12 protein-coding genes are annotated in these 19,140 nt (G+C 60.4%); 5 read left to right on the top strand and 7 right to left on the bottom strand.

All coding sequences use genetic code 11. The features are described from left to right. The first annotated feature begins 6 nt into the window (after positions 1 to 6). The 3 genes from ACA052_RS07105 to ACA052_RS07095 all read left to right on the top strand — a co-directional run bounded on the left by ACA052_RS07105 (position 7) and on the right by ACA052_RS07095 (position 3,288). Entirely contained in the window at positions 7 to 822 is an 816-nt protein-coding gene (locus tag ACA052_RS07105; RefSeq protein WP_497649018.1) for an alpha/beta fold hydrolase, read from the top strand. Further along, positions 816 to 1,373, top strand: coding sequence for a peptidylprolyl isomerase (locus ACA052_RS07100; protein ID WP_497649017.1), 558 nt, complete (start codon positions 816 to 818; stop codon positions 1,371 to 1,373). Before ACA052_RS07105 ends, ACA052_RS07100 begins: the two co-directional genes overlap by 7 nt. Before the next feature lie 82 nt (positions 1,374 to 1,455). After that, positions 1,456 to 3,288, top strand: coding sequence for an ABC transporter ATP-binding protein (locus ACA052_RS07095; RefSeq protein WP_497649016.1), 1,833 nt, complete (start codon positions 1,456 to 1,458; stop codon positions 3,286 to 3,288). A 272-nt stretch (positions 3,289 to 3,560) separates the two neighbouring features. Here ACA052_RS07095 and ACA052_RS07090 read toward each other — a convergent pair whose 3' ends face one another. Further along, positions 3,561 to 4,685 carry a GNAT family N-acetyltransferase gene (locus tag ACA052_RS07090; RefSeq protein ID WP_497649015.1) on the bottom strand — a complete coding sequence of 375 codons (1,125 nt, stop codon included), beginning with the start codon at positions 4,683 to 4,685 and terminating at the stop codon, positions 3,561 to 3,563. Positions 4,686 to 4,968: 283 nt separating this feature from the next. Here ACA052_RS07090 and ACA052_RS07085 point away from each other — a divergent pair, with 283 nt between their 5' ends. Next, entirely contained in the window at positions 4,969 to 6,327 is a 1,359-nt protein-coding gene (locus tag ACA052_RS07085; RefSeq protein WP_497649014.1) for a putative porin, read from the top strand. Positions 6,328 to 6,528: 201 nt separating this feature from the next. On the opposite strand, the gene ACA052_RS07080 is transcribed toward ACA052_RS07085, so the two are convergent. The 3 genes from ACA052_RS07080 to aceK all read right to left on the bottom strand — a co-directional run bounded on the left by ACA052_RS07080 (position 6,529) and on the right by aceK (position 14,006). After that, on the bottom strand, positions 6,529 to 7,650 hold the full coding sequence (locus tag ACA052_RS07080; RefSeq protein ID WP_497649013.1) for a beta-ketoacyl-ACP synthase III: 1,122 nt from the start codon (positions 7,648 to 7,650) through the stop codon (positions 6,529 to 6,531). 454 nt (positions 7,651 to 8,104) lie between these two features. After that, positions 8,105 to 12,016, bottom strand: coding sequence for an ATP-dependent RNA helicase HrpA (hrpA, locus tag ACA052_RS07075; RefSeq protein WP_497649012.1), 3,912 nt, complete (start codon positions 12,014 to 12,016; stop codon positions 8,105 to 8,107). Positions 12,017 to 12,287: 271 nt separating this feature from the next. Then, positions 12,288 to 14,006 (bottom strand): bifunctional isocitrate dehydrogenase kinase/phosphatase, encoded by a 1,719-nt coding sequence (gene aceK / locus ACA052_RS07070; RefSeq protein ID WP_497649011.1) that lies wholly within the window; start codon positions 14,004 to 14,006, stop codon positions 12,288 to 12,290. A 157-nt stretch (positions 14,007 to 14,163) separates the two neighbouring features. Here aceK and ACA052_RS07065 point away from each other — a divergent pair, with 157 nt between their 5' ends. Then, entirely contained in the window at positions 14,164 to 15,069 is a 906-nt protein-coding gene (locus ACA052_RS07065; RefSeq protein WP_497649010.1) for a DMT family transporter, read from the top strand. A 132-nt stretch (positions 15,070 to 15,201) separates the two neighbouring features. Here the strand turns inward: ACA052_RS07065 and ACA052_RS07060 are convergent, their stop codons facing one another. Genes ACA052_RS07060 through ACA052_RS07050 form a run of 3 tightly spaced genes read right to left on the bottom strand, consistent with a single transcriptional unit; the run spans position 15,202 to position 19,022 of the window. After that, positions 15,202 to 16,779: an aldehyde dehydrogenase (NADP(+)) gene (locus tag ACA052_RS07060; RefSeq protein ID WP_497649009.1), complete on the bottom strand. Its 1,578-nt coding sequence runs from the start codon at positions 16,777 to 16,779 to the stop codon at positions 15,202 to 15,204. A gap of 41 nt (positions 16,780 to 16,820) precedes the next feature. Continuing rightward, entirely contained in the window at positions 16,821 to 17,816 is a 996-nt protein-coding gene (araD1, locus tag ACA052_RS07055) for an AraD1 family protein (protein WP_497649008.1), read from the bottom strand. 30 nt (positions 17,817 to 17,846) lie between these two features. Continuing rightward, positions 17,847 to 19,022, bottom strand: a complete 1,176-nt coding sequence (locus ACA052_RS07050; protein WP_497649007.1) for an L-rhamnonate dehydratase — start codon at positions 19,020 to 19,022, stop codon at positions 17,847 to 17,849. Between the last annotated feature and the right edge of the window lie 118 nt (positions 19,023 to 19,140).

Below are 19,140 nucleotides of genomic sequence, written 5' to 3'. Positions count from 1 at the left end.
GAACGCATGGCCTATTTCGAACACGAAGGATGCAACCTGCACTATGAGGAGTACGGCCAGGGCGCGCCGTTGCTGCTGGTCCACGGTTTGGGCTCCAGCACCCTGGACTGGGAAATGCAGATCCCGGCACTGGCGGCACGTTACCGCGTGATCGTCCCCGATGTGCGCGGCCACGGCCGTTCCGACAAACCCCGTGAGCGTTACAGCATCGCCGGATTCACCGCCGACCTGATCGCGCTGATCGAACACCTGAACCTCGGTCCAACGCATTACGTGGGCTTGTCCATGGGTGGCATGATCGGCTTTCAGCTGGCGGTTGATCAGCCGCAATTGCTCAAAAGCCTGTGCATCGTCAACAGCGCACCCGAGGTCAAACTGCGCAGCCGCGACGACTACTGGCAGTGGTTCAAACGCTGGAGCCTGATGCGCGTCCTCAGCCTCGGCACCATCGGCAAGGCGCTCGGAGGAAAGCTGTTCCCCAATCCGGAGCAGCAAGATTTGCGACAAAAAATGGCCGCGCGCTGGGCAAAAAATGACAAACATGCTTATCTCGCCAGCTTCGATGCGATCGTCGGTTGGGGCGTTCAGGAACGACTTTCAAAAGTCGCCTGTCCAACCCTCATCGTCAGCGCCGACCGTGACTACACACCGGTCTCGCTGAAAGAGACTTACGTAAAACTGCTGCCCGATGCGCGGCTGGTGGTGATCGCCGATTCGCGCCACGCCACCCCGCTGGATCAACCCGAACGCTTCAATCAAACCCTGCTCGAGTTTCTCACCGCAGTCGACACCACCCCACTCAGGATCCCTGACCCATGCTGAAAAAAATCGCCCTCGTCGCTGGCTCCGTGCTGTTTGCCGCCAACCTGATGGCCGCAACGCCCGCCAAGGCGCCACACGTGCTGCTGGACACCACCAACGGCCAGATCGAAATCGAACTGGACCCGGTCAAGGCGCCGATCAGTACCAAGAACTTCCTTGATTACGTCAACAGCGGCTTCTACAACAACACTGTTTTCCACCGTGTGATCCCGGGCTTCATGATCCAGGGCGGTGGTTTCACTCAGCAAATGAGCCAGAAAGAAACCAAGGCAGCGATCAAGAACGAGTCCAAGAATGGCCTGCATAACGTGCGTGGCACGCTGTCCATGGCCCGCACCTCCGATCCTGATTCGGCCACCAGCCAGTTCTTCGTCAACGTCAAGGACAACGACTTCCTCGACAGCGGCGACGGTTACGCCGTCTTTGGTAAAGTCGTGAAGGGCATGGACGTGGTGGACATCATCGTCAACTCGCCAACCACGACCCGCAGCGGCATGAAAGACGTGCCCGCCGACCCTGTGTTCATCAAGTCGGCCAAAGTCATCGACTAAGCTACACAGGAAGTCTTGAGCGGCAGCCGGAGTGCGCCGCTCACACTGTTCAAAGGAGAGCCCGTGCGCGGGCGGAGAACTGATGCTTTATCGCCGTTTTGAAACACTGATCGACATTTTCCGTGATGCACCGACGGCGGCTCCGCCGGATCGGGTTCTCCCTTTCTATACCTATTACTTGAAGCAGGTCTGGCCGAGTTTCGCCGCCCTGCTGATCGTCGGTCTGTTTGGCGCGCTGATCGAAGTGGCGCTGTTCAGCTACCTGAGCCGCATCATCGACCTGGCCCAGGGCACCCCCAACGTCAACTTCTTCAAGGAACATGGCATCGAGCTGGCCTGGATGGCCGTGGTTGCGCTGGTTCTGCGCCCGGTGTTCGTTGGCCTGCATGACCTGCTGGTGCACCAAACCCTGAGCCCCAGCATGACCAGCATGATCCGCTGGCAGAACCACAGTTATGTGCTCAAGCAGAGCCTGAATTTCTTCCAGAATGACTTCGCCGGACGCATCGCCCAACGCATCATGCAGACCGGCAACTCGTTGCGCGATTCGGCCGTGCAAGCGGTGGACGCGCTGTGGCACGTGTTGATCTACGCGATCAGTTCGCTGGTGCTGTTCGCCGAAGCCGACTGGCGCCTGATGATCCCGCTGCTGAGCTGGATTGCCGCCTACATCGGCGCGCTTTACTACTTCGTGCCACGGGTCAAGGAGCGCTCGGTGGTGTCCTCGGATGCTCGTTCCAAATTGATGGGGCGGATTGTCGACGGCTACACCAACATCACCACGCTGAAGCTGTTCGCCCACACCAATTTCGAACAGCAATACGCCAAGGAAGCCATCGAAGAACAGACCGTAAAAGCCCAACTGGCTGGCCGGGTCGTCACCAGCATGGATGTGGTGATCACCAGCATCAACGGCTTGTTGATCGTCACCACCACCGGCCTGGCGCTATGGTTGTGGACGCAGTCGCTGATCTCGGTGGGTGCCATTGCGCTGGCCACCGGTCTGGTGATCCGCATCGTCAATATGTCCGGCTGGATCATGTGGGTGGTCACCGGCATCTTCGAAAACATCGGCATGGTCCAGGACGGCTTGCAGACCATTTCGCAACCGGTCAGCGTCACTGACCGCGATCAGGCCAAACCCTTGGCCGTCGCCCGGGGCGAAGTGCGTTTCGAGCACGTTGATTTCCACTACGGCAAGAAGAGCGGAATCATTGGCGACCTGAACCTGAACATCAAACCCGGCGAGAAAATCGGCCTGATCGGTCCTTCCGGTGCGGGCAAATCGACCCTGGTCAACCTGCTGCTGCGCCTGTATGACGTGGAGGGCGGGCGGATCCTCATCGACGGCCAGAACATCGCCGACGTTGGCCAGGAAAGCCTGCGTGAGCGCATTGGCATGATCACCCAGGACACGTCGCTGCTGCACCGGTCGATCCGCGACAATTTGCTGTACGGCAAACCGGACGCCACCGACGCCGAACTCTGGGACGCGGTGCACAAGGCCCGCGCCGACGAGTTCATCCCGCTGCTGTCGGACGCCGAAGGGCGCACCGGTTTTGACGCGCATGTCGGTGAGCGCGGGGTAAAACTCTCTGGCGGTCAGCGCCAGCGGATCGCGATTGCCCGGGTGCTGCTCAAGGACGCGCCGATCCTGATCATGGACGAGGCCACGTCGGCGCTGGATTCGGAGGTTGAGGCGGCAATTCAGGAAAGCCTGGAAACGCTGATGCAGGGTAAAACCGTGATCGCCATTGCCCACCGGCTTTCGACCATAGCCCGGATGGACCGGTTGGTGGTGCTGGAAAACGGCAAGATTGCTGAAACCGGCACCCATGCTCAGCTGTTGGCTCATGGTGGGTTGTATGCGCGGTTGTGGCAGCACCAGACTGGGGGGTTTGTAGGGATTGATTGACGGCCCCAGGATCAAAAGATCGCAGCCTGCGGCAGCTCCTACAGGTGTCCGTGATCTTTCCTACGCTCCGCGTGGGAATGCATCCCGTGACGCTCCGCGTCACCAGTGCGCAGGATTCTGGTGTCACGTCGATAGCGGGACGCGGAGCGTCCCCGGCGGCATTCCTACGCGGAGCGTGGAATGATCACGGACACCTGTAGGAGCTGCCGCAGGCTGCGATCTTTTGATCTTGCCGTTGCCTTGATCTTCACCGATGCATGTTTCGCCAGGGATCACTCTTGCCGATAAGGCAAGGCCGTCCTCGCCTCCTCGGCATACGCCAACACCCCAAGACGCTCTTGCTGCAGGAAATCTTTGACCGCGGCTTTCAGGCCAGGATGGCGCAAGTAATGCCAGGAATGCGTAATGACCGGTTCAAACCCTCGAATCAACTTGTGCTCGCCTTGCGCGCCGGCATCGAAACGCTGGAAACCGTTGGCAATCGCGTAGTCCATGCCCTGGTAGAAACAGGTCTCGAAATGCAGACGGTCGAACTCCGCCAGACATCCCCAGTAACGACCATAAAAACTGTCGCCCCCCACCAGGCTGAACGCCATCGCCACCGGACGTAAACCCTGTTTGGCCAATACCACGCGAATCGATTCCGGCATGCGTTCGGCCAACAGGCTGAAAAATTCCCGCGTCAGGTACGGCGCTTGCCGACGCACCGCGTAGGTATTGGCGTAACAGGCATAGACAAAATCCCACTGTGCCTGGGTCAGTTGCCGACCTTCGAGCCACTCGAAATCAATGCCCTGCCCCGCCACTTGCTCGCGCTCCTTGCGCATCTGCTTGCGCTTGCGCGAACTAAGGACGTCGAGGAAGTCCTGAAAGTCCCGGTAACCGCGATTCTGCCAGTGATACTGACAGCCGATTCGCTGCAACCAGCCGGGCTGTTCGGCCAACGCCGCGTCAGTGAACGGGTCGGTGAAATTGATGTGAGCGCTGGAGAGCGCTTCGATTTCAAGATAGCCCGGCAGGCTCTTCAGCAACTCGAAACCGTCCTCGACACGGGCCGCCAGCAATCGCGGCCCGCTGACCGGACTGAACGGTACGGCGGTCAACAGTTTGGGGTAATAGTCGATGCCCGCGCGCTCGCAGGCATCCGCCCAGGCATGATCAAACACGTACTCGCCGTAGGAATGCCATTTGCGGTAACTGGGCAACGCGGCGATCAGCCGATCACCTTCTATATGCAGCAAATGCTCGGGCTGCCAGCCGGAATGAGGGCCGAGGCTGCCGCTGTCTTCCAATGCACCCAGAAAGGCATGGCGCAGAAACGGCTGACTCTCGGGCACGAGAGCGTCCCACGCCTGTGGCGCGATGTCGGACAGACTTTCCAGACGTTGCAACGGCATCAACTTCCTCTCCACTTCTTTGCGTGAAAGCCCCGCGAGTATCGCTTATCGGGGCGCAATCCACACCCGTGATTCGCCGACAAAGCCCGGAATAGAAAGTTCACGCGTGCTTTGTATCGTCATCTAGACGCCATCACTTTGCCACTGCTTTGTCATAAACCATCGCGATACTGGCGCCAGTTTTTAGAGCGTCGGGTTCTACCCGATCACTGTTTTCCGTCCGACAACGGTCGGTTTTTGCCCTGGATGGCTCAGTCATCCTCTTTCATCTTCGGAGATTGATATGCGTCTTGCTTCCACGAAAACTGCGGCGGCCCTGTGTGGCGGTCTGCTGCTGGCCATGAGTGTTCCGGCCAGTGCCGCAGTCGACGCCAAACTGCTCGACATGCTCAAGGCAAACGGCTCGATTACCAACGCGCAATACGGCGAACTGCAAGCCGAGTTGGCCAGGGATCAGAAAGATCAGCAAATTGCCCGTCAGGCTCAGCAAGAGACCAACGAGCAGATCGCGGCCACCGCAAAGAAAACCGACACACTGAGCGCCTTCGACCAGAAACTGGCGTGGGCCGCCAAGACCCAATTCAAGGGTGATGTACGTTTCCGTGAAGAAACGGTCCACAACGATGCCTTTTCTAACAACGCTAACACTGCTTCCGGCGACCAGGACCGTCAGCGCATTCGTGCCCGTCTGGGTGCCTACAGCGAAATCAACCCACAAGTTGACACCGGTATTCGTATCGCTACCGGCAGCAGCAATGATGCTCGCTCCACCAACCAGAGTTTCGACGGCAGCTTCACCAAGAAGCAAATCTGGCTGGACCAGGGCTACGTGGACTACCACCCCGACGCCATCAAGAACCTGCACATCATCGGCGGCAAGATGGCTCAGCCATGGGTGAGCATGGGCGACATCATCTGGGATAGCGACATCAACCCGGAAGGTCTGGCAGTGACCTACAAATACCCGCTGGGCGGCAGCACCGAGCTGTTCGGCAGCGCCGGTTACTACACCCTCAAGGACAACGTCGATGGCGAGGGCTACCAGTTCAATCACGACTTGCGTCTGTATGCTGGCCAGTTGGGCTCACGCTTCGCGATCACTGACAACCTGAAAATGACTCTGGGCGGCAGTGTTTACACCTACGACAACGCCGAAGACGCCACCGACGCCCTACCCTCCAACATCGCAGCAAACACCCCACTTGCCACCAACGGCAACACCCCGGGCGAAAATTTCAGACTGTACGAAGGTTTTGGTCAGCTTGACGTCGGCGGTCTGCCAATGCCGCTCTCGCTGTACGGTCAATACGTCAAGAACACCGAAGCCAGCAACGGTCAGGACACTGGCTGGCTGGCCGGCGTCAAGACCAAGGTGTTCGGCTTCGGCGTGGACTACAACTACCGCGACGTACAGCAAAACGCGGTGGTCGGCGCCTTCACCGACTCCGACTTCGCCAGCGGTTTCACCGGTTCGCGTGGCAGCAAGCTGAAAGTGAGCTACGAAATCGACAAGAACTTCACCCTGGGTGCGACGTACTTCATGGCGAACGCCGACTTCGTCGCCAACACCGCCACCAACGCCCTCAATCATCAAAGCGACGACATCAACACCCTGCAACTGGACGCCGAAGCCAAGTTCTGATTCTGCGTCACACGACTTGGGCAAGGACGCCTGAGTTGTTTTCACAAACTCGCGTTGTTGTATCGGTCCCCATCATCCGTCCGATACCGCAACGCGAGTTTTTTTGTGGGTAAAAAAAAGATCGCAGCCTGCGGCAGCTCCTACAGGGGGATTACCTAAATCCTGTAGGAGCTGCCGCAGGCTGCGATCTTTTAGGCGAAATCAGCGCTTACGCAGAATCACGCTACCAATCGAATAACCCGCGCCGAACGAACTCAGCACCGCCAACGAACCTGCCGCCAGGTCGTCCTGGTTTTTGTGAAACGCAATCACCGAACCCGCAGAGCTGGTGTTGGCGTAGGTGTCGAGAATCACCGGGGCTTCTTCTTCGGTGGCTTCACGGCCCAGCAGCTTCTTCACGATCAGGTGGTTCATGCTGAGGTTGGCCTGATGCAGCCAGAAGCGCTTCACGTCCCCGATATTCAGCTTGTTCTCTTCCAGGTGCGTAGCAATCAGCTCGGCAACCATCGGGCACACATCGCGGAACACCTTGCGGCCTTCCTGCACGAACAGCTTGTCCTTGGCACCAATGCCCTCTTCCGCCGCACGGTTGAGGAAGCCGAAGTTGTTGCGGATGTTGTTGGAGAACTTGGTCAGCAGTTTGGTGCTGACCACGTCGAACTGATGCCCGGACGTCGCCAGGTCGGCACGTTCGATGATCACCGCAGTGGCGGCATCGCCGAAGATGAAGTGGCTGTCGCGGTCGCGGAAGTTCAGGTGACCGGTGCAGACTTCCGGATTGACCATCAGGATCGCCCGGGCCTGGCCCAGTTGCACGCTGTTGGCGGCGGCCTGAATGCCGAACGTCGCCGAGGAACAAGCCACATTCATGTCGAAACCGAAACCCTGGATGCCCAGCGCTTCCTGGACTTCGATGGCGATGGCCGGGTAGGCGCGTTGCAGGTTGGAGCAGGCGACGATCACGCCGTCAATGTCTGCCGCGGTTTTGCCCGCACGCTCCAGGGCTTGCTCGGCCGCGCCGATGGCCATCTGGCAGAGCACCGACCATTCGTCGTTGGAACGCTCCGGCAGACGCGGCGCCATGCGTTGCGGGTCGAGGATGCCTTCCTTGTCCATGACAAAGCGGCTTTTGATGCCAGAGGCCTTTTCGATAAACGCTGCGCTGGACTCGGTCAAGGCTTCGACGTCACCACGGGTGATGGCGTCGGCGTTGTCGGCGTTGAACTGCGCGACGAAAGCATTGAAAGACTGCACCAGCTCTTCATTGGAGATGCTGTTGGCCGGGGTATACAGGCCGGTGCCGCTGATGACGACGTTATGCATGGTCGTTTCTCTAATCTGTTCAGGCAGAAAGCATTGGCACCGACGTACCAACACACAAAGGGTCTGCTCCCGTCAGGGGAAGCAAACCTGGCATCGCTTTATTCCGAACCGCTGATGCCAGTGAAGGCTCAAAACCGCGGGGCCGGCGTTTATAGGCGCGAAGTTTGCCATAAACGTTGGGTTTTGGCGCCTTTTTGCGAGACCAAGCGACATTACCGATTCACACATTTTCCCGGGAATCCCTGTAGGAGCTGCCGAAGGCTGCGATCTTTTGATCTTCATTCGGCACGACACCGAAAGATCAAAAGATCGCAGCCTTCGGCAGCTCCTACAGGGATCGCGGGGATCGCGGGGATCGCGGCGTTAGCAGGGATCGCCGGCGATTGCAGGGATCGCGGGGATCGCGCCGTTAGCGGGGATCGCCGGCGATCTCAGGATTCGCCGGGAATCGGGGTTATGGCTCGACTTGCGTCCATTGCTTGTTCAGGCGCTTGTCGGAGATCGGCACCTTGGTCCCCAATTGCTGGGCGAACAGTGAAACCCGGTATTCCTCCAGCCACCAGCGATACAGCTCCAGCTGTGGATCGCGCTTGCCTTCCTGGGCATGTTTGCTGGCGCGGGTCTGGAATTGAGCCCAGAGACCAGACAATTCGCCGCTCCACACCCGGTCCTTCTGCACCTGCGCGCCGAGCTTTTCAAAACGCTGTTCGATAGCCTTGAGGTAGCGCGGCAGTTCCTTGAGCCACTGCATCGGTGTTTCACGGACAAATCCCGGGTACACCAGATGACTCAGCTGCTGCTTGATGTCGTTCAGGGCCACGGCTTGCGCCAGGTCGATCTTGCCCTTGAAGCGTTTTTGCAGGCCGTGCCAGAGCTTGAGAATCTCCAGTGTCAGTCTGGCCAGACGCTCGGCATGCTCGGTCCAGCCACCGCGTTTGCGCTCGGCCAACGCCGCCAGTCCCGCGCCATCACGTGGCAACGGGTCCTCGCCGTCGAGGATGCAGCTGTCGAGGCTGGCCAACAAAATGTCTTCCACCAGGCTGTCGATGCGGCCCATGTCGCGGTACATCAGCCCCAACTCGGTCAGGCCCGGCAACTTGCCGCGCAGAAACTTCGCCGGCTCCGCCAGTTGCTGCATCAACAAGCGTTGCAAGGCCCGGCGATGCTGGAACTCGGCTTCGGCCGGCGTGGAGAATCGCCCTTCCTTGACCGTGCCGGCTTCTTCCACCAGCGCCGGATAGACCGTCATCGACAGTCCGGCGATCTTCTGTTGAGTCTTTTCCGCCACCGCCGCAAAGGCTTTCGCCTCGACCGGCTGCTGGCTTTTTGCAGTTTGCGGCACCGCCAATGCAGCCTGGCTCGCTTCGGCAAAACGCGCAGTCAGCTCCGCCAGATCTCGCCCTTCACCCAGGAATTTGCCTTGGCCATCGACGATTTCCAGGTTCATCCGCAAATGGTTTTCGACCTGCTGCGCCGCTTCGGCCCAGGCTTCATCGCTGACCCGCGCACCGGTCATGCGCAGCAGTTCCCGGCCCAGTGCCTGAGGCAATGAACCCTCGGCGAACGTCATGCGCTGCAACGCGGCTTTGACGAAGTCCGGCACCGGCACGAAATTCTTGCGCAGCGCCTTGGGCAGGTTGCGCACCAGCGCGATGCACTTGGCCTCGATCACGCCCGGCACCAGCCATTCCAGACGCTCCGGCGGCAGCATCGGCAACAGCGGCGCCGGCACGCGCAGGGTCACGCCATCGCGGGGATGATTCGGCTCGAAGTGATAACTCAGGGCCAGTTCCAGATCGCCAATGTGCAAGGTGTCCGGGTAATGCAGGGCGGTGACTTCGCTCGCCTCACGGGCCAGCACGTCTTCTTCGCGCATGATCAACAACTGTGGATCTTTCTGGCTGTTGACCCGATACCAGCTGTCAAAAGTCGCCGTCTGGTGGATCTCTGCCGGCAGTCGCGCGTCGTAGAAGGCGAACAAGGTTTCTTCGTCGGCGAGGATGTCGCGCCGACGGGCCTTGGCTTCCAGTTCGTCGAGTTGTTCCAACAGTTGCGCATTGGCCGTCAGGCACTTGGCCCTGGACTGTATCTCGCCGCGCACCAGGCCTTCGCGAATGAAAAACTCGCGAGACACCACCGGGTCGATCGGCCCGTAATGCACCGGCCGGCGACCGACCACAATCAGCCCGAACAGGGTGATCTGCTCGAACGCCACGACTTGACCGCGCTTCTTCTCCCAATGCGGTTCGAAGTGGTTTTTCTTGATCAGGTGCCCGGCCAGCGGCTCGATCCAGTCGGAGTCGATCTTGGCCACCATGCGCGCGTAGAGCTTGGTGGTTTCCACCAGTTCGGCGGTCATCAGCCATTGCGGACGCTTCTTGCCCAGACCCGATGACGGGTGAATCCAGAAACGCCGCTGACGGGCACCGAGGTAATCGCCCTCATCGGTTTTCTGGCCGATCTGGCTGAGCAGGCCCGACAGCACGGCTTTGTGCAGTTTCGGGTAATCCGCCGGCTCTTTGTTGATGCTCAGCTGCATGTCGCGGCAGATCAGACTCAACTGACGGTGCGAATCGCGCCATTCGCGCAGACGCAGGTAATTCAGGAAATTCTTGCGACACCAGTTACGCAACGGACTCGCGGTCAGCGCCTGGCGCTGCTCTTCAAAACCACGCCACAGATTGACCAGCCCGGCGAAGTCCGAATCCACGTCCTTCCATTGCGCGTGCGCCTGATCTGCCGCCTGCTGACGCTCCGGCGGACGCTCGCGCGGGTCCTGGATCGACATGGCACTGGCAACGATCAGCACTTCCTGCAAGCTGCCGAGTTTCGCCGCTTCCAGCAGCATGCGGCCCATGCGCGGGTCCACCGGCAAGCGCGCCAGATTCCGACCGAGTGGCGTCAGCTGGCTGTTGCGGTCCACGGCCGAAAGCTCTTGCAGCAGGTTGAAACCGTCGCTGATGGCCTTGCCATCGGGTGGCTCGATAAACGGGAAATCGGTGATCTCGCCGAGGCGCAGATGCAGCATCTGCAAAATCACCGCCGCGAGGTTGGTCCGCAGGATTTCCGGGTCGGTAAATTCCGGCCGGCCGATGAAATCCTCTTCGCTATAAAGACGAATGCAAATACCCGGCTCGACCCGTCCGCAGCGGCCTTTACGCTGGTTGGCGCTGGCCTGGGAAATGGCTTCGATGGGCAGGCGCTGAACCTTGGCGCGATAGCTGTAGCGGCTGATACGCGCGGTACCGCTGTCGATCACGTAACGAATGCCCGGCACGGTCAGCGAGGTCTCGGCGACGTTGGTCGCCAGGACGACGCGACGGCCCGGGTGCGACTGGAAAATCCGCTGCTGCTCGGCCGGCGACAACCGCGCGTACAACGGCAGGATTTCAGTGTGCTTGAGCTGGGCCTTGCGCAGCATGTCGGCGGCGTCGCGAATCTCTCGTTCGCCGGGCAGGAACACCAGCACATCGCCGGGGCTCTTGCGCTCGCTGCGTTCGAACGCGGCGATTTCGTCGAGGGTCGCGAGGATCGCCTGATCCACGGTCAAGTCGTCTTCGACGCGATTGCCCTCTTCGTCCTGCTCCAGGGTCAGTGGGCGATACCAGGTTTCCACCGGGAAAGTACGGCCGGAGACTTCGACGATGGGCGCGTCATCGAAGTGCTTGGAGAAACGTTCAAGGTCGATGGTCGCCGAGGTGATGATGACTTTCAGGTCCGGGCGACGGGGCAGCAGGGTTTTCAGGTAGCCGAGCAGGAAGTCGATGTTCAGGCTGCGTTCGTGGGCTTCGTCGACGATGATCGTGTCGTAGCGCTCGAGGTAGCGGTCGTTCTGGGTTTCCGCCAGCAGGATGCCGTCGGTCATCAGCTTGATCAGGGTGTTGGAATCGCTCTGGTCCTCGAACCGCACCTGATAGCCGACCAGTGCACCCAATGGCGTCGCCAATTCCTCGGCCACCCGGCTGGCCACGCTGCGAGCGGCGATTCGACGCGGCTGCGTATGGCCGATCAGGCCATGTTGGCCGCGACCGATTTCCAGGCAGATTTTCGGCAACTGAGTGGTTTTACCCGAACCGGTTTCGCCGGCAATGATCAGTACCTGATGCTTGAGCAGCGCCGCTTTGATTTCATCGCGCTTGGCGGCAATCGGCAAACTGTCGTCGTAGCGAATCACCGGCAGGCTGGCGCGCCGCGCCAACACCTGATCACAGGACGCCTGCAGGCGCGTCACCCACTGGGCCAACTTGGCCTCGTCAGGTTTCTTGCGCAGCTCAAGCAACTGCCGCCGCAGCCGGTGGCGGTCGGCGAGCATGGCGTGATCGAGATTTTTCAGCAGTTTGTCGATGGAGGGCGATTCGTCGGTCATCGGGTACGCAATTCAGTCGTCTAGTGGCGCAGGGGGCCAATTGTCGCAGATTTAAAGGACAAACGAGATCCCTTGTAGCCTCTGGCGAAGGCTGCGTTCGGCTGTAGCAGCTGTCGAGCCCCAGCGAGGCTGCGTTCGGCTGCGAAGCAGTCGTAAAATCAGCCAACGCGGTGTTTCAGGTAAACCGAGCTAATTGGATTGACGACTGCTTCGCAGCCGAACGCAGCCTCGCTGGGGCTCGACAGCTGCTACATAGATCGTGCGAATCCGGCTATTCGTTGTCCAGGCCTTTGCGGCGGTAGGGGAACACGTCAATCACTTTGCCGTCGCGGATGGCTGCCTGGAGGCTTTTCCAGTAGTCGGCGTTGTACAACTCGCCATGCAGTTGATCGAACAACTTGCGCTGCCCCGAGTCGGCAAACAGGAACGGCGGAAACTCTTCGGGGAACACATCCAGCGGTCCGATCGAATACCACGGCTCGGACGCCATCTCGTCTTCCGGCGTACGCGGTTGCGGGATATGCCTGAAGTTGGCCTCTGTCAGGAAACAAATCTCGTCGTAGTCATAAAACACCACGCGGCCATGACGGGTGACGCCGAAATTCTTCAGCAGCATGTCGCCAGGAAAGATATTCGCCGCCGCCAGTTGCTTGATCGCCAGACCGTAATCCTCCAGCGCTTCGCGCACCTGCGCTTCGTTGGCGTTTTCCAGGTACAGGTTCAACGGCGTCATCCGCCGCTCGGTCCAGCAGTGGCGGATCAGCACGGTGTCACCCTCGACCGACACCGTGGACGCTGCCACCTCCAGCAGTTCTTCCAGGCACGCCGGATCGAACTTGCTCAGCGGGAAGCGGAAATCGGCGAACTCCTGGGTATCGGCCATGCGCCCGACCCGGTCGACGCTTTTCACCAGTCGGTACTTCTCGATGACCGTTGCGCGGTCGACATTTTTCGACGGCGAGAAGCGGTCCTTGATGATCTTGAACACGGTGTTGAAACCCGGCAGCGTGAACACGCTCATGACCATCCCGCGAACGCCCGGCGCCATGATGAACTGGTCGTCGGTGCTGGCCAGGTGATTGATCAACGCCCGGTAGAACTCCGACTTGCCGTGTTTGTAGAAGCCGATCGAGGTGTACAACTCGGCGACGTGCTTGCCCGGCAAGATGCGTTTGAGGAACCCGATGAACTCCGCTGGCACCGGCACGTCGACCATGAAATACGAGCGGGTGAACGAGAAGATGATCGACACGTCCGCTTCATCGGTGATCAGCGCGTCGATCTGGATGCCGTGGCCCTCGCGGTGCAGCAGCGGAATCGCCAGCGGCCATTGCTCGTCGGCGGTGTAGATGCGCCCCACCAGGTACGCGCCCTTGTTGCGATAAAGCACTGAGGAAAACAGTTCGACGCTTAACTCGGGGTCCTTGCACACCCAATCCGGCAGGTTCTCGCGCAGTTGTGCTTCGAGACGACGCAGATCGCCGGGCAGGTCGGCGTAGTCCTCGCTGAAGCGGTAGTCGGCGAAGATGCTCGCGAGCATGCCGGACAGCTGGCCTTGCGGCTTGTAAGTGCGGGTTTGCGCGGCGCGCGCCCGGCGCAGGCTGGGCCGGGTGGTGTGGATGAACATGCAGCCGTCGCTGATCAGGTCATGGCTGAACAGCCCGCAGAAGATCGAGTTGTACCAGGTCTCGGACAATTCATCGTCGAAGCGCAGGTCAATAAGGGTGATGTAGGCGCTTTTGACCAGCGGCCAGCAGCTGACGTCCAGCGTGTCCGTGTCAAACGCGATGCGCAGCCGTTCCACCGTTTCGCTGACTTTTTCTTCATACAGATTGATCCGCGCCGCCGACGCCGATTGCGTCTCCTGCCACTGGGCTTGCTCGAAACGGGCGCGGGCACCGTCGGTGATCTGGCGGAAATGCTCGCGGTAATCGTCAAAGCCATCGAGGATCATTCGGGCGATGTCGGCGGCTGGCCATTGCTGCGGCATGGTGAGACCTCTACGGGAATTCGGAAGGCCTGAGCTTAGCCAGTGAAGCGGGTGCAGGAGAAGCGGAATTTTCGCCACGAATTAATTGCTCGTTTTTCGGTTGCCATCGATCAGGCGCTCGGCAACACTCTCGCCCCCATCAAGGAAGGAGTGCACCGTGAACCCTGTTGATACCGTTCGTTTACTGTCGCTGGCGGCTATCTGGGGCGCGAGCTTCTTGTTCATGCGCATCATTGCGCCGGTGCTTGGCACCGTTCCGACGGCGTTTTTCCGTGTGTCGATTGCCGCCGCAGGCTTGCTGGTGATCCTCGGGCTGATGCGCATCAGCTGGGATTTCAAAGGCAAACTGAAAACCGTGATGCTGCTCGGGGTGATCAACTCCGGGATTCCGGCGACCCTATATTCCGTGGCGGCACAGGTGCTGCCGGCCGGTTACTCGGCGATTTTCAACGCCACCACGCCGTTGATGGGCGTGTTGATTGGCGGTCTGTTTTTCAGTGAACGGCTCACTGCCGCCAAGCTGGGCGGGGTGTTTCTTGGTTTGCTTGGCGTCGGCGTCTTGACCCGTGCCGGTCCGGTGGCCTTCGACCTGCAATTGCTGATGGGCGCCCTCGCCTGCCTGCTCGCTACCACCTGTTACGGCTTCGCCGGTTTCCTCGCCCGGCGCTGGCTCGATCAGGCCGGTGGCCTCGACAGCCGTCTTTCGGCGCTGGGCAGCATGCTCGGGGCGACGTTGTTTCTGTTGCCGCTGTTCGGTTACAGCGTGATCAGCCAGCCACCGGCGAGCTGGGGCGGCTGGAGTGTCTGGCTGTCGTTGCTGGGGTTGGGGCTGATGTGTACCGCGCTTGCGTACATTATTTACTTCCGTTTGCTCAGCTCGGTCGGGCCGGTGAAATCGATGACCACGACCTTCCTGATCCCGCCGTTCGGGGTGTTGTGGGGGGCGTTGTTGCTGGATGAGCCGCTGTCGATGGCGCACATTTATGGTGGGGTGTTGATTGCGGCGGCGTTGTGGTTGGTGTTGAAGCCGACGGTGGTGAAGGTCGCTGAGGTGACCCGATAGTTTTAGGTTGTCGCTTATGACGTCTTCGCGGGCAAGCCTCGCTCCTACAGTTTTATGTCGCTCGCAAGCAGCGGGCACGACTCAAATCCGTAGGAGCGAGGCTTGCCCGCGAAAGCGATCGTTCAGGCACTACTAAGCTGACTGACTCATCTCCCCATCCACCAACCGCCGAATCCCCAGCGGATTAGCGTTCTGCAATGCCTCGGGCAACAAGGCATCCGGATAATTCTGGAAGCACACCGGCCGCAGGAAGCGGTCAATCGCCAGGGTACCGACCGACGTCCCGCGAGCATCGGAAGTCGCCGGATACGGCCCGCCATGCACCATCGCCTCGCAGACTTCGACCCCGGTCGGATACCCATTGAGCAGGATCCTCCCAACCTTTTCCTGCAGTAACTCTGCCAGCCAGCGGTACTCCAGCAACTCCTCGAGTTCGCCGATCAGCGTCGCTGTCAGTTGCCCACGCAAACCCTGCAGCGCCGCCGTCAACTGTGCCCGATCCTCGACTTCAATAACGATGGTGGTCGGTCCGAACACTTCTTCCTGAAGCAGTTCATCGCCCTTGAGCAACAGACTGACATCCGCCTGGAACACCTGCGGCTGGGCCTGATTGCCCTGCTGCGGTTTACCCGCCAGGTGCGTCAACCCCGGATGTTCGTGCAGCTCACCGAGACCTCGGCTATAGCTGTCCAGTGCCCCCGCGTTGAGCATGGTTTGCGCCGGTTGCTGGTTCATGCTGGCGCAAAACGTTTCGACGAAGGTGCTGAACTGCGGCGAACGCAAACCGATGACCAGGCCGGGATTGGTGCAAAACTGCCCGCAACCCAGAGTCACCGAACCGGCCAGTTGCGCCGCGATCTGCTCGCCCCGAACCTTGAGGGCGTCAGGCAATAGAAACACCGGGTTGATGCTCGACATCTCGGCAAACACCGGGATCGGCTGTGGTCGGGTGGCGGCCATGTGGCTCAGGGCATTGCCGCCCTTGAGCGAACCGGTGAAGCCCACGGCCTGGATCGCCGGATGCTTGACCAGCCATTCACCGACGCCACCGCCATAAATCATATTGAACACGCCGGCCGGCATTTCCGTGCGCTCGGCGGCGCGGATGATTGCGTCCGCCACCCATTCGGCCGTCGCCATGTGCCCGCTATGCGCCTTGAACACCACGGGGCAACCGGCGGCCAGCGCCGAGGCGGTGTCGCCGCCTGCGGTGGAAAACGCCAGCGGAAAGTTACTGGCGCCGAACACGGCAACCGGCCCCAAGGCGATGCGGTACTGACGCAAATCCGGGCGCGGCAACGGCTGGCGATCCGGCAGTGCCCGATCAATCCGCGCACCGTAGAAATCACCACGCCGCAGCACCTTGGCGAACAAGCGCATCTGGCCGCTGGTGCGTGCGCGTTCGCCCTGGATCCGCCCGGCCGGCAACGCCGTTTCGCGGCACACGGTGGCGACGAAATCATCGCCCAGCGCATCGATTTCGTCGGCGATGGCGTCAAGGAACAGTGCACGTTTTTCCGCGCTCAGGTTGCGGTAGATCGGATATGCGGCGGCGGCAGCGTTGGCGGCGGCATCCACTTCGGCTTCGATCGCCTGGAAGAAGGTGCCCGGCAGCGGCTCACCGCTGGTCGCGTCGAGGCTTTGCAGCTGCAACGTGCCGTTGGCACTACGGCGACCGCCGATGTAGTTGTGTCCGAGTAACGTGGTCATGAGGGTTCCTTGACCGGCCGAAGGCGCCGGCAATTGAAGGCTTAAAGCGTACGCACCTGGCCGATGGCCAACGGTTGGGCGCTTTCGCCGATACCGTTTTCCAGCGCTGCGCCGAACTCATCGAGGCTGATCTGGAAGCGATCGCCCGGTTGGGTTTTCACCCCGTCGGCAAATGACAGCGTGGCGGTGCCGAAGTAATGCACGTGAACATCGCCGGGCCGCAGGAACTGCGCGTACTTGAAGTGGTGAAATTCAAGGTTCGCGAGGCTGTGGCACATGTTGTCCTCACCGCTGAGGAACTCCTTTTCCCAGAGCGTTTCGCCGTTGCGGGTGATACGACTGGTGCCGGCCAGATGCCTGGGCAACTCACCGACGCGCAACTCCGGACCATAGGCGCAGAAACGCAGTTTCGAGTGCGCGAGGTACAGGTAGTTGCGGCGTTCCATGACATGGTCGGAAAACTCGTTGCCCAAGGCGTAACCGACGCGATACGGCTGGCCGTCGTCGCCAATCACATAGAGGCCTGTCAGCTCCGGTTCTTCACCGGCGTCTTCGGCGAACGGCGGCACCGGGAAGTCCGCGCCGGGGCGCACGACGATGCTGCCGTCACCTTTGTAGAACCATTCCGGCTGCGCGCCGACCTGGCCGGCCGCTGGTTTTCCACCCTCCAGGCCCCATTTGAAAATGCGCATGGTGTCGGTCATGCCGGCTTCGACTGCACCTTCATGCTGGTGCATTTTGTCCCGCGCCGAGGCACTGCCCAAATGGGTCAGGCCGGTGCCACTGAGCAGGCAATGGGCCGGGTCTTCATGGTCCAGCGGCGGCAGGACCTGGCCCTGCGCCAACAATTGCGGGTAATCCGGACCTGGATCGGTGCCGCGCTGGGCGACTTCTTCTTGCAGGCTGCGTTGGCCACGAATGGCCGCGAGTGCCAGTTCACGGGTGCTGCGAGTGCCTTTCAGCACCTGGACCTGTGAACCCTCGACGAGGCCGACCTGGCGCTCACCGGCAGAGTTTTCAAATTGAATCAGGCGCATGTCGGCCCTCCAGAAAGTCAAGGATTTGGGTCACTCGATGATGTTGAAGTCGCTCAGGTACTCATCGGAGATTTCCAGGCCCAGACCCGGCTTGTCGTCGTCGAGCTGGATGTAGCCGTTGACCGGTTGCGGCTCGCCCTTGAACACGTAGTAGAAGAGTTCGTTGCCGACCTCGACGTCGAACACCGGGAAGAACTCGGCCATCGGCGACGCGGTGGTGGACATGGTCAGGTGGTAGTTGTGCATTTGCCCGGCGTGAGGAATCACCGGCACCGACCAGGCTTCGGCCAAGGCGTTGATCTTGCGCGCCGCAGTGATACCGCCGACGCGGTTGGTGTCGTACTGGATCACGTCGACGGCGCGGCGTTCCAGCAGATCCTTGAAGCCGTAGGAGGTGAACTCATGCTCACCGCCGGAGATCGGCATGATCCCCATTTTTTTCAGCTCGATGTAACCCTCGATGTCGTCGGCGATAACCGGTTCTTCCAGCCAGCGCGGTTCGAACTCGGCCAGCTTGGGCAACATGCGACGCGCGTATTCCAGGGTCCAGCCCATGTAGCATTCGAGCATGATGTCGATGTCCGGGCCGGCCAGGTTACGCAGGGCGCGCACTTGTTCGATGTTCTTGCGCATGCCCGCCGGGCCATCTTTCGGACCGTAGCCGAAACGCATTTTCAGCGCGGTGAAGCCCTGGTTCAGATAGCCCTGGGCTTCCTCGAGGAACAGGTCGAGGTTGTCGTTGGCGTAGAGCTTGGAGGCGTAAGTCCAGATCTTTTCCTTGGTGCGCCCGCCGAGCAGTTTGAACACCGGCTTGTTGACCGCTTTGCCCATGATGTCCCAGATGGCGATGTCGATCGCCGAGATCGCCGCCATGCCGATGCCTTTGCGGCCCCAGGCGTGGCTCTGGCGGTACATCTTCTGCCAGATGTATTCGTTGTCGAACGGGTCTTCGCCCATCGCGATCGGCGCCAGGTAGGTGTCGATGATTTCCTTGGCCACACGCGGCGCCAGGGCGCAGTTGCCGATGCCGACGAGACCCGTGTCGGTCTCGACCTCCACCACTAGCCAGCCGTGGAAACGGAACGAGCCCATGGCGTCGCCACGCTCGAACAGGATGTCGCTGGCGTTGGTGCAGAAGTGCGCTTGAGGTGGGACAACTTTGCCTTTCCACTCGAAGACGCGGGTACGGATTGCTGTGATTTTCATGAATTCAGTTTCCTTGCGCTGCAGGCTTTTTGTCGTTGTTGAGCGACTTTAGCCAGCGCCCGGGGGTGACGGATAATCACTTATGCACATCCATCGATAACCTGGGGTGATAGGAAAA

Source organism: Pseudomonas sp. LBUM1644, from assembly GCF_059716195.1.
The sequence above is the reverse complement of the archived record's forward strand: the minus strand, read 5'-3'. Positions and strand labels throughout refer to the sequence as shown.